This is a genomic window from Rhizobium sp. CFBP 8762 (assembly GCF_014841565.1).
Lineage (GTDB): Bacteria > Pseudomonadota > Alphaproteobacteria > Rhizobiales > Rhizobiaceae > CFBP-8762.
On record NZ_JACYUD010000006.1, the window covers coordinates 37,238 to 49,309 of the forward strand.

A 12,072-nucleotide genomic window follows, 5' to 3' on the forward strand; every position below is an offset into this window, starting at 1 on the left:
TCTTATCCTCTTGTCGTTGAGGTTTCTGAATCGTCGATCATGCCCTTGGACACTGGCATGAGAACACGAAATATGGTGCGGTTTGTCTGGCTATCGCATTCGATAATACCGCCATGCGCGCCAATGATTTTGGCGACCAGCGCAAGACCAAGTCCAGAGCCATTGGTTTTGGTTGTGACAAACGGATCGAAGAGATGCGGCAGCAGGTCGAGCGGAACACCTGGCCCGTTGTCGACAACACAGAATTCCAGCGGAAGCGATATCTTTTCTCTCGTCCCTGCTACCGAAAGCTTGATGCCGGGTCGGTAAGCTGTGGTGAGAACAATCTCGCTATCCGGCCTGTCGTTCACGGCTTCGGCCGCATTCTTGATCAGATTCAAGAACACCTGAACCAGTTGATCCCGATTGGCATACACCAGTGGCAGCGACGGGTCGTAATTTTCCGTGATCTTGATGTGGCGGGCAAATCCCGCTTTTGCGACCGCCTTCACATGATCCAGCACCGAGTGAATATTGACCGCTATGCGATCCACCGGTCGCTCGTCGGAGAATACTTCCATACGATCAACCAGCGATACGATGCGGTCCGTTTCGTCGCAAATCAACTGTGTCAGAGCACGGTCGTCGCCCTCAACCGAGGTTTCAAGTAGTTGCGCCGCTCCGCGGATCCCGGAAAGCGGGTTTTTGATCTCATGGGCCAGCATGGAGGCAAGCCCTGTAACCGAGCGGGCCGCAGCACGGTGTGTCAACTGCCGGTCAATCTTGTCGGCGATCGTCCGCTCCTGAAACACGACGACCACCGACCCCGGCGCTACTGCCACCGGCGCCACGTAGAGATCCACAAGCTTATCCGCCCCCAACCGGGGTGAGCTCAGATCGACGCGATATTCGTTCACCGGCGCGCGGCGTTCCCGTACCTGATCGATCAGCGTCAACAGCGGACTGCCGAACGGTATGAAATAGTCGATCCGATGTTTGGCAAGCGAAACGGCACTGCTGGCCAAAAACGCTTCAGCTTCCCAGTTGGCAAACACAACATAGCCATCCGCATCCACCATGAGAACGGGGTTCTGGATTGCGTTCAGTACAGACATGGCAAGCTCGCTCATGTCTGCGGAAGGTCGGTTTCGGTCGCCCGTCATGCAGCTATTACCTTTCGGGCTTCCTGGCTATCGCTGTCGCGCAACGCGCTGACAGTTCTGTTGATAACGTCGTCCGGGTTGAGCGACGTCATGATGGACGCTTTTTCCTCAGCCTGTAGATGCGGCGCAAAACGCTCCAGATACCAGCCGATATGTTTGCGTGCGTGGCGCACAGCAATATCTATGCCGTAGAACTCCAGCATCATATCATAATGCTCACGCACGATTTCAGCGATCTCCGCCATTGCAGGATGCGCAACTGCACCCGCCAGGTAGCCCGGATGCCAAGGGCGGCCATAGGCTCCGCGCCCCACCATCACCGCATCTGCCCCGGACAGTGCCAGTATCCGCGTCACATCGTCATGCGTTTCCACATCGCCATTGGCAATCAATGGAATGGTTATAGCATCGCGCACTGCCGCGATTGCGGCCCAATCCGCCCGCCCTTTGTAAAACTGCATGCGGGTGCGTCCATGAATGGTGATCATTCGGACGCCAGCTTCTTCCGCCCGTTTTGCAATTTCCGGCGCGTTGATGCTGTCGTCATCCCAGCCCAACCGCATTTTCAGCGTGACGGGAACGTCGACAGCTTTCACCGTCGCCTCGATCAACGACAGGGCATGGTCGGGATCGCGCATCAATGCTGAGCCGGAATACCCGCCAATCACTTTTTTGGCCGGACACCCCATATTAATGTCGACTATATCAGCGCCGTTATCGACAGCCACACGCGCCGCCTCACCCATCCAATAGGCTTCACGACCGGCAAGCTGCACCATATGGGGGCTGATTCCGGCGTTGCGCAAACGCGCCCAGGATTCACTGGCATTGCCAACCAGTTCACGGCTTGCCACCATCTCCGTAACCACGAGCCCGGCACCATATCGCCAAGCAAGCTGCCGGAACGGCAAATCCGTCACGCCGGACATCGGCGCAAGAACCACCCGGTTTCGCAGTCCGACGCTGCCTAGGCCAAGCGCTTGCGAAAGATCAACACCAGTCAAACGCATATCTTTCAGGCAAGAATTAAACTGCATTATTTTTAGCCAGTATCGGCGCATTTGCCAAGCATATTGATGCGGCTTCCGTAAAATAACGCGAAAGCTGGAATTCCCGTAGCATTACCGCTAGAGACACTCCATAGCGGTAACCGGACCAAATGCATGAAGATTAACGATCATATCCTGTGTGGTGTCGTCATCGTCGCGGCAGGACGAGGTGAGCGGGCGGGCGACCCGGAGGCCGGACCCAAACAATATCGAACCATCGGTGGCAAACCCGTCCTCACCCACACATTGCAGCGCTTCGTTGATGCTATGCCGGACTCCCCGTTGGTCGTGGTCATTCACCCGGATGACGAAGCTTTGTTTGAAGATGCGTGTTCGCAGCTCAGTCCACCGCGTAGAGTTTCATATGTTTTCGGGAGTACAACGCGACAGCGCTCCGTGCTTGAAGGACTGCGCGCGTTGCAAGACACCGGCGTCAGCCATGTGTTGATTCAAGATAGCGTGCGCCCTTTTCTGTCGAATGATCTTTTGCAGCGGGTTGTGGAGACCCTACAGAACGGCGCAGAGGGTGTCCTTCCTGTAATGCCCGTTACCGATACGCTGAAACGCGGTAATGGCGGCTTTGTGCTGGAGACGGTTTCCCGCGCCGCATTATATGCAGCGCAAACGCCCCAAGCTTTCGGTTATCGTCAAATATTGAAGGCCCACAGCGATGCAGACCGTGAGAACGTTTCCGATCTCACTGACGACGCCTCAATTGCCGAATGGGCCGGTATACCGGTTACGCTGGTCGAAGGTTCAGCCGAAAATGTAAAGCTGACATTGAAGAAAGACATTGCCATGGCCGACGAAAAGCTAATCCAAACCTTGCCTGATGTGCGAACCGGCAACGGCTACGACGTTCATCAGCTGGTTGAGGGCGATGGGGTAACTCTTTGTGGCATATACATTCCTCATGACCAGAAGCTATCCGGCCATTCCGATGCGGACGTTGCTCTTCATGCTTTGACCGATGCGTTGCTCGCCACCTGTGGTGCTGGCGATATCGGGGATCATTTCCCCCCCTCCGATATGCAGTGGAAAGGCGCAGCCTCCGGGATCTTTCTGAAACACGCCGTTCAAATTGTCCGCGAACATGGCGGTACGATCTTGAACGCAGACGTGACGCTGATCGCCGAGGCTCCAAAAATCGGTCCACACCGATTGGAGATGCGGCAAAACCTTGCAGACCTGATGGAAATCTCTCTAGATCGGTGCTCAGTGAAAGCCACCACAAACGAGACAATTGGTTTTATCGGTCGCCGCGAAGGTATCGCCGCCATCGCGACGGCGTCAGTTATTTATAAGGGAATGGATTGATGTTTTGGCCGGAAACAATTGAACAAAAGTCCAAGCGCGTTATCGAGCAGTTCAAACAGAACAACGTGAAACTGGTTACAGCTGAATCCTGCACCGGAGGGCTTATCGCCGCTGCTCTGACGGAAATTTCCGGCTCTTCCGCTGTGGTCGAGCGCGGTTTCGTTACTTACTCGAACGAGGCCAAAATGGAACTGGTCTGGGTTGACCGTTCGATCCTTGAAAGACACGGTGCCGTATCCAAAGAGGTCGCGGAAGAAATGGCACGGGGCGCTTTGTCCCACTCTCGGGCCCATGTATCCGTCGCAGTTACCGGCGTCGCCGGGCCGACAGGTGGATCCGCCGAAAAGCCCGTGGGACTGGTTCACTTTGCTGCGTTTACGCGGTCTGGAACCCTGCTTCACAAAGAAAGGCGTTTTGGCGATAGCGGTCGCCTGAACGTTCGTCTTGCGACCGTGGAAACGGCGCTGGATCTTCTTTCGGAAGCACTTCAGGACTTGTAAATTGTTTTTGCGCGCTTTTCGAATGCGTCCGTGAACATCCGAAATGCGCGATCAAACATCGATCCCATTAAAGCGCCTAGAATACGGTTCTTGAACTCATAATCGATGAAGAAGTTCACCGAGCAGCTGTTTTCGTCGACCGGCTCAAACCGCCATTCATTGTTGAGATAGCGGAACGGTCCGTCGACATACTTTACGTCGATGGCATTCTCCGCATCGTTCAAGAGAACCTGCGTGGTGAACGTTTCCCGAATGGCCTTGTAGCCGACACTCATATCGGCAATCAGCAAGGTCTTGCCGTCCCGCTCCTTGCTGGAGCGGATCACCAAAGCTTCGCACAAGGGCAAAAATTCAGGGTATCGTTCTACATCTGCAACCAGTTCGTACATCTGGCGGGGGGTGTGGGGAACGATGCGGCGGGTTTCAAACTTTGGCATGGTCTGGAGGTAATATTCCCGTTGACTAACATCAAGGGACAGGCTGCTCGTAAACAACAGCTGTCCCCTGATTTGTCCTGATCTTTTATAGGTCGCTCAGGATGCCAGCAAAAGTTTGCGTTCCCGTGCCTGTTTCAACTGCGCAAAATCATCACCGGCGTGATGAGACGACCGGGTCAGTGGGCTGGATGCCACCATCAGAAAGCCCTTCGTATAGGCGACCGTCTCATACGAGGCAAACTCATCCGGCGTTACGAATTTGACGACCTTGTGATGCTTGCGCGTTGGCTGCAAATACTGACCGATGGTGATGAAGTCCACCTCGGCCGTACGCAGATCATCCATGAGCTGCAACACTTCGTTACGCTCTTCCCCAAGGCCGACCATGATGCCCGATTTTGTAAACATCGTCGGATCCAGCTCTTTCACGCGTTGAAGAAGACGGATCGAATGGAAGTATCGCGCGCCGGGTCGGACCGTCAGGTAGTTGGATGGCACGGTTTCCAGATTGTGATTGAACACGTCGGGCTTGGCGGCAACAACGCGCTCCAAGGCGCCAGGTTTGCGCAGGAAATCCGGTGTCAAAATCTCGATCGTCGTCAGAGGCGACGCTGCTCGAATGGCCCAAATCACCTTTTCGAAATGCTCCGCCCCACCATCGGCAAGATCATCGCGGTCAACCGAGGTGATCACAACATGCGACAAGCCCATTTGTTTAACGGCCTTAGCCACGTTCTCTGGCTCCGCCATATCCAGCGCATTCGGCTTGCCGGTCGACACGTTGCAGAACGCACAGGCACGTGTGCAAATCTCACCCATGATCATGAATGTCGCGTGTTTCTTATCCCAACATTCACCGATGTTGGGACATCCCGCTTCTTCGCAGACCGTCACAAGACGGTTACTTTTCACGATCTCGCGCGTTTCCTGATAACCTTTGGAAACCGGTGCCCGAACGCGTATCCATTCAGGTTTGCGCAGGACCTCGGTATCTGGGCGATGGGCCTTTTCCGGATGCCGAACGCGCTTTGGATCCAGCGTTGTTCTATCGAGGATAGTTACCATATCGCGTTATTCCCTGGTCACCAACAGAAGCTATTGCAGCGCTTATAAACGACCAGACAAAAAAGTCAGGCCACCATTTTCACGGGGTGACCTGACGGGAATAACAGGAGTTGGAGGTTTAACGGCGTATCGCGCGTCCGACGGCAATCAGGATACACGCCCCGATAAAGCCAACGATGAGATAGGCCAACCAACCCGTGTAACCCACGCCGAGCAACCCCAAGAGGAAGTTCAGCACCACTGCGCCAACGATCCCCAAAAAGATGTTCATGAAGAGACCCATATTGCTCTTCATAAACTGCTCAGCAAGCCACCCTGCAAATCCGCCAATGATGATGGCGGCTAGAAAACCAACGCCGTTCAAGTCCATTTTGCTCTCCGATCCTGACTGGATGCTAATTCCGCATACATATCAATGAATTGGAGGCCAAAAGGTTCCATGAACCGCAAAATTTAGGCGTTTAGAACCCGACCATAGGCATCCAGCACGCTTTCTTTCATCATTTCCGACAAAGTTGGGTGCGGGAAGATCGTATGCATCAGTTCCTCCTCGGTTGTTTCCAGGTTCATCGCAACAACAAATCCCTGGATCAACTCGGTCACTTCGGCACCCACCATGTGCGCACCGATCAGTTCGCCGGTCTTGCTGTCGAAAATGGTCTTCACCAGACCATTGTCCTCACCAAGCGCAATGGCCTTGCCGTTCGCGTTGAACGCATAGCGCCCGACCCGAATATCACGCCCCTGCTCCCGCGCCTTTGCCTCTGTCAAACCAACGGAAGCAACCTGCGGGTTGCAATAGGTGCAGCCCGGTATTTTCAGCCGGTCCATGGTGTGGACATTGGGAAGCCCTGCAATCTTCTCGATGCAGATAACACCTTCATGCTCCGCCTTGTGTGCGAGCATCGGCGGACCGGCGACGTCACCAATAGCATAAAGGCCTTCGACATTGGTTCGGCCGTAACCATCGATCACCGCGCAGCCTCGATCCGTCTTCACGCCGAGCGCCTCCAGACCGAGGTTCTCAATATTTCCCTGCACGCCCACTGCAGAAATCAATCGGTCGGCTGTGATTTGCGTAACCTTGCCATCCTTGGTTTCGACAAAAGCCGTGATGTCATTGGCACCTTTTTCAACCTTGGAGACTTTGGCTTCGGTGATTATTTTAAGCCCGCGCTTCTCCAGCGCCTTCCGGGCGATGGCCGAGATTTCGACATCTTCAACCGGCATGATATTCGCCAGCAACTCGATGACCGTCACGTCCACGCCCATGGAGCGGTAGAAACTCGCAAATTCGATACCGATGGCCCCGGACCCCATCACCACAAGCGACTTCGGCATTTCGGACGGCTTCATCGCCTCGAAATAGGTCCAGATCAGCTTTCCATCGGGCTCAATGCCCGGCAGTGCACGGGGCCGTGCGCCAGTCGCAACAATAATGTGCTTTGCCGTATAGGTGCCCTCACCCTTCACGCCCTTAGGTACGGGGTTTTGAGGCTCAACAACCGGCTTGGTGTTTTTTGAAACGATCACCTCATTCGGCTTGCTGAGCTTTGCTTCGCCCCAAATGACATCGATCTTGTTCTTTTTCATCAAATACGCGACACCGCCATTCAGGCGTGCCGATACGCCGCGTGAACGCGCAACGACATCCTTCACATTGGCTGTCATCTTGCCGTCTAAAGTCAGACCATAGTCTTTCGCGTGGTTGGCATGATCCAGGATTTCCGCTGATCTCAGCAAGGCTTTGGTGGGGATACACCCCCAATTCAGGCAGATACCACCGAGATGCTCGCGCTCGATAATGGCCGTTTTCAAGCCAAGCTGGGCAGACCGGATAGCGGACACATAACCGCCCGGGCCGGAACCGATGATGATGACGTCATAATTTTCAGCCATTGCTTTTCCGTTCTTTCAATCGCCCCGGCGCGCAAACAATCGCCACAGGCGTTTAATTCTACTTAAGCCGCCCGTTACAGACCCAGCATCAAACGTGCCATCGGCTCAAGCCCACGACCGATAGCCACGGTATTGGCTGCATCCAGATGCACACCATCCAGCGACGTTGTTCTGGCAACCGAGCCTGCATCGAAGAAACCGCATTGCAGTTCATCTGCCAGATCCGCATACAGCGGCGCCAGCAAGGCAGACTGCTCGACGCCACCGGCAAACATCGCCGCAAACTGTGCGTTGGCCGTTTCACAGATAACGGGTGGCGCAACAATCAAAATTTCGGGCTTCGGTGCGTTCCCATCGGTCCACGGATGGTGGCGTATGATCTCGACCAGCCGTTCCATCCCCTGACATGCGGCGAATGCTGTACCGGCCACAACCGGCTTCAGATCATTCGTACCCAGCATGATGATAATGAGATCCAGAGGCGAATGGCTGTGCAGCACGGTCGATAGAATTCTCGCACCATTTCGATCACACGGGGCAAGATAGTCGTCATAGGCAGTTGTTCGACCATTCAGACCCTCGACGATAACGTCGACGTCCGAACCCAACGCATCGGCCAAAACCTTTGGCCAGCGGTCACGCAACGAATGACGACCGCCCGGCGTCGCAGCATCAAAACCCCAAGTGAGGCTGTCTCCATAGCAAACTATTGTTTTTGTCATGAATTCAACCCCGGAAAGGCTTGATCTGTGATCGGGCCGAGATCATTCCCGGCCCTGACCGTATTAAACGAGCATGCCCATCGGGTTTTCGATATAGCGCTTGAACGCTCCAATCAACTCGGCACCCAGCGCGCCATCGACGCAACGATGGTCTGTCGAAAGCGTGACGGACATCACCGTTGCAATGACCATTTCGCCGTTCCTTGCAATAACGCGCTGTTCGCCAGCGCCAACAGCCAGAATGGTGGCGTGTGGAGGATTAACGACCGCCGCGAAATTCTTCACACCCATCATGCCCATATTGGACACAGCTGTGGTGCCGCCCTGATACTCTTCCGGCTTGAGCTTGCGCTCCTTGGCGCGCTTGCCGAGGTCCTTCATCTCGTTCGAGATAGCCGACAGGCTTTTCAGCTCTGCCTGACGCACAATCGGAGTGATCAAACCACCGGGAATAGACACGGCCACGCCAACATCGGCATGTTTGTGCTTCACCATATTGTTGTCTGTCCACGACACGTTTGCATCCGGAACATCACGCAACGACAAGGCCAGTGCCTTGATCACCAGATCGTTGACGGAAAGCTTGTAGGCAGCCTTCCCGTCTTTTTGAGGAGCCGCAGAGTTCAACTGCGCGCGCAATGCCATCAGGGCGTCCAGTTCGCAATCCACCGTGACGTAGAAATGCGGAATGGTCTGCTTGGATTCCTGAAGGCGCTTGGCAATGGTCTTACGCATGCCGTCGTGTGGAACGAGTTCGTACGACCCTTCTGCAAAGAGTTTCAAAACCGCGTCTTCGGACATGCCCTTTGGTGCGCTTGCTGGAGCAGCAGGCGCTGCCTCGGCTGGCTTCTGGCCTGGCTGCTCGACTGGAGCCTTCGCACCGCTCGAGACAAAGGCTTCGATATCATTCTTCACCACCCGCCCGTGCGGTCCCGAGCCGGAAACCGATGCGAGATCAACGCCAGCTTCCTTCGCCAGACGACGTGCCAGCGGAGAAGCGAACACACGCTCGCCTGCATCACCCGCAGGGGCTTGCGCGACCGCTGGTGCCTTTGTTTGCTCGGCAACGGGCTCCTTCGGTGCTGGAACCGCGGGTGCCGCCGCTGCAGGTTCAGCCTTGGGTGCTTCTGCCTTTTCCGGCGACGGTGCGCCACCGGCAGCCGCAGCAGTGACATCTTCGCCTTCAGCAGCCAGAATGGCGATTAGCGCATTGACCTTGACCCCGTCAGTGCCAGCCGGAACGACGATCTTGGCAACCGTGCCTTCATCGACGGCTTCCACTTCCATGGTTGCCTTATCGGTTTCAATCTCAGCGATGACATCTCCGGGACCGACCTTGTCGCCCTCTTTGACCAGCCACTTGGCGAGATTGCCCTCTTCCATGGTTGGTGAAAGCGCAGGCATGGTGATGTTGATTGGCATGGTACGGCCCCGCTTACTTGTAGCAGACGGCTTTCACCGCCTCGACAACTTCACCGACATTTGGAAGCGCCAGCTTTTCAAGGTTGGCTGCGTATGGCATTGGCACGTCTTTACCGGCAATCGTCATAATCGGCGCATCGAGGTAATCGAATGCCTGCTGCATAACGCGTGTGGCGATTTCCGTACCAACCGACGACTGTGGATAGCCCTCTTCAACCGTCACCAGACGACCGGTCTTCTTGACCGACTCGATAACCGTCGGCAGGTCCATTGGACGAATCGTGCGAAGATCGATGATTTCCACATCGATGCCCAGACCGGCCAGTTCATCGGCTGCCTTGACCGCATAAGTCATACCGATGCCGAAAGACACAATCGTTGCATCCTTGCCCTGACGATGAATCCGCGCCTTACCGATTGGGAGAACAAAATCGTCAATCTTCGGTACATCGAAGGTCTGTCCATAGAGAATTTCGTTCTCTAGGAAAATCACGGGATTTGGATCACGGATCGCTGCCCGCAACAGACCCTTGGCGTCCGCCGCTGTGTACGGCATGACAACCTTCAGTCCGGGAATGTTGCTGTACCAGGCCGCAAAGCACTGCGAATGCTGTGCGCCCACGCGTGCGGCAGCACCGCTTGGACCACGGAACACAATGGGCGCACCCATCTGACCACCGGACATGTACAATGTCTTAGCAGCAGAGTTGATGATTTGGTCAATGGCCTGCATGGCGAAGTTGAACGTCATGAACTCCACAATGGGACGCAGACCCGCCATGGCAGCACCTACACCGATACCGGCAAATCCGTGCTCCGTGATCGGCGTATCGACAACGCGGCGCGCACCGAACTCTTGAAGCAAGCCCTGAGTGATCTTGTAGGCACCCTGATACTCGGCAACCTCTTCACCCATGACAAAAACGTCGTCACTGGCACGCATTTCCTCAGCCATAGCGTCGCGCAACGCTTCGCGCACCGTAGTCGGCACCATTTCCGTGCCTTCTGGGATATCCGGATCAGGAGCGACTTCAACGGCGCGCGGTTGCGCCGGAGCGGTTGCACCGGATGTTGGCTTTTCAGCCTCTTCCACCTTGGGAGCAGCCGTCTCGCCGGATGTCGACTGAGCTTCTGCAGGCTTTGGGGCCGCCATATCAGCTTGTGTCTCGCCATCCTGTAGAAGCACAGCGATGGCCGTGTTCACTTTTACGGCTTCCGTTCCAGCCGGAATCAGAATCTTGCCGATGACGCCTTCGTCAACAGCTTCCACTTCCATTGTCGCCTTGTCGGTTTCAATTTCCGCGATCACGTCGCCGGAGGTAACCTTGTCACCTTCGTTTTTCAGCCATTTGCTAAGTGTGCCCTCTTCCATGGTTGGAGAAAGGGCAGGCATGAGAATTTCTATGGGCATGTTCGGTCCCTTCCCGGATCAGAGCAGAATATCGGTGTAGAGCTCGGATGCATCCGGCTCTGGATCGTTCTGCGCAAAATCCGCGCTATCGGCAACAATGTCACGGACATCCTTGTCGATGGCTTTCAGTTCATCTTCGCTGGCCCAGGACTTTTCCAGAAGGCGCGCGCGAACCTGTTCGATCGGATCGTGATCGGAGCGCATTTTCTGCACTTCGTCCTTGCTACGGTACTTCGCAGGATCCGACATGGAGTGACCACGATAGCGGTAGGTCTGCATTTCCAGAATGATCGGGCCTTTTCCGGACCGGGCGTATTCGACGGCCTCATCACCCGCAGCCTTGACCGCGCGCACATCCATGCCATCGACCTGGAAGCCCGGAATACCGATAGATGCACCGCGCTGCGAAAAGTCTGCCTGCGCCGAGGCGCGGGCAACAGATGTACCCATAGCGTAGCGGTTGTTCTCAATGATGTAGATCACAGGCAGCTTCCACAACGCCGCCATGTTGAAACTCTCATAGACCTGGCCCTGGTTTGCGGCGCCATCGCCGAAATAGGCAAGGCTGACATTGTCATTGCCGCGATACCGGTTGGCAAAGGCAAGGCCCGTGCCGAGCGACACTTGCGCGCCCACGATACCGTGACCGCCGTAAAAATGCTTCTCTTTCGAGAACATATGCATAGAGCCGCCCTTACCCTTGGACAAGCCACCACGACGACCGGTGAGTTCGGCCATCACACCACGCGCGCTCATACCACAGGCCAGCATATGGCCGTGATCGCGGTAACCGGTGATAACCTGATCGCCTTCTTTAAGAGCCATCTGCATACCGACGACGACGGCTTCCTGTCCGATGTAAAGGTGACAGAAGCCACCAATGAAGCCCATACCATAGAGTTGGCCAGCTTTTTCTTCGAAGCGGCGGATGAGCAGCATTTCGCGGTAAGCTTTAAGTTCCGTATCACGGTCGAACTCGACGAAGGTCTCGCCGTTGAAGTTCTTTACGGCTTTGCCGGACGTCTTACGGTTTGAAACGGGCGCGTTTGGTCGCGGAGCCATTCAATCCTCCCTAAGGTTCGAAATTTGAACGCACCATAAGGCAGGA

General features: G+C 55.4%; 12 protein-coding genes. 2 read left to right on the forward strand and 10 right to left on the reverse strand.

What is annotated here, in order from left to right:
• Window positions 1-2 precede the first annotated feature (2 nt).
• Window positions 3-1,142 carry a two-component system sensor histidine kinase NtrB gene (locus tag IFT84_RS14230; protein ID WP_192120490.1) on the reverse strand — a complete coding sequence of 380 codons (1,140 nt, stop codon included), beginning with the start codon at window positions 1,140-1,142 and terminating at the stop codon, window positions 3-5.
• A complete protein-coding gene (gene dusB / locus IFT84_RS14235; protein ID WP_446737604.1) occupies window positions 1,139-2,179 on the reverse strand; it encodes a tRNA dihydrouridine synthase DusB in 1,041 nt (346 codons plus the stop codon). Before dusB ends, IFT84_RS14230 begins: the two co-directional genes overlap by 4 nt.
• Before the next feature lie 126 nt (window positions 2,180-2,305).
• Between dusB and IFT84_RS14240 the strand changes: the two genes are divergently transcribed.
• Both IFT84_RS14240 and IFT84_RS14245 read left to right on the forward strand, forming a co-directional pair.
• Entirely contained in the window at window positions 2,306-3,508 is a 1,203-nt protein-coding gene (locus IFT84_RS14240; protein ID WP_192120492.1) for a bifunctional 2-C-methyl-D-erythritol 4-phosphate cytidylyltransferase/2-C-methyl-D-erythritol 2,4-cyclodiphosphate synthase, read from the forward strand.
• Entirely contained in the window at window positions 3,508-4,008 is a 501-nt protein-coding gene (locus IFT84_RS14245; protein ID WP_192120494.1) for a CinA family protein, read from the forward strand. Before IFT84_RS14240 ends, IFT84_RS14245 begins: the two co-directional genes overlap by 1 nt.
• Here the strand turns inward: IFT84_RS14245 and IFT84_RS14250 are convergent.
• From IFT84_RS14250 to pdhA, 8 genes are all read right to left on the reverse strand, one after another.
• Entirely contained in the window at window positions 3,996-4,445 is a 450-nt protein-coding gene (locus tag IFT84_RS14250; RefSeq protein ID WP_192120951.1) for a type II toxin-antitoxin system RatA family toxin, read from the reverse strand. The genes IFT84_RS14245 and IFT84_RS14250 overlap by 13 nt on opposite strands.
• 96 nt (window positions 4,446-4,541) lie before the next feature.
• A complete protein-coding gene (lipA, locus tag IFT84_RS14255) occupies window positions 4,542-5,510 on the reverse strand; it encodes a lipoyl synthase (RefSeq protein WP_192120496.1) in 969 nt (322 codons plus the stop codon).
• Between the two features lie 118 nt (window positions 5,511-5,628).
• Window positions 5,629-5,880, reverse strand: a complete 252-nt coding sequence (locus tag IFT84_RS14260; protein WP_192120498.1) for a GlsB/YeaQ/YmgE family stress response membrane protein — start codon at window positions 5,878-5,880, stop codon at window positions 5,629-5,631.
• Between the two features lie 83 nt (window positions 5,881-5,963).
• Entirely contained in the window at window positions 5,964-7,409 is a 1,446-nt protein-coding gene (gene lpdA, locus IFT84_RS14265) for a dihydrolipoyl dehydrogenase (protein WP_192120500.1), read from the reverse strand.
• Between the two features lie 74 nt (window positions 7,410-7,483).
• On the reverse strand, window positions 7,484-8,131 hold the full coding sequence (locus tag IFT84_RS14270) for an SGNH/GDSL hydrolase family protein (protein WP_192120502.1): 648 nt from the start codon (window positions 8,129-8,131) through the stop codon (window positions 7,484-7,486).
• Between the two features lie 63 nt (window positions 8,132-8,194).
• Window positions 8,195-9,553, reverse strand: a complete 1,359-nt coding sequence (locus tag IFT84_RS14275) for a pyruvate dehydrogenase complex dihydrolipoamide acetyltransferase (protein ID WP_192120504.1) — start codon at window positions 9,551-9,553, stop codon at window positions 8,195-8,197.
• 13 nt (window positions 9,554-9,566) lie between these two features.
• The gene (locus IFT84_RS14280) at window positions 9,567-10,964 is read right to left on the reverse strand and encodes a pyruvate dehydrogenase complex E1 component subunit beta (protein WP_192120506.1); all 1,398 of its coding nucleotides are present in this window, start codon (window positions 10,962-10,964) and stop codon (window positions 9,567-9,569) included.
• 18 nt (window positions 10,965-10,982) lie between these two features.
• Window positions 10,983-12,026: a pyruvate dehydrogenase (acetyl-transferring) E1 component subunit alpha gene (gene pdhA / locus IFT84_RS14285; protein WP_192120508.1), complete on the reverse strand. Its 1,044-nt coding sequence runs from the start codon at window positions 12,024-12,026 to the stop codon at window positions 10,983-10,985.
• Window positions 12,027-12,072 lie beyond the last annotated feature (46 nt).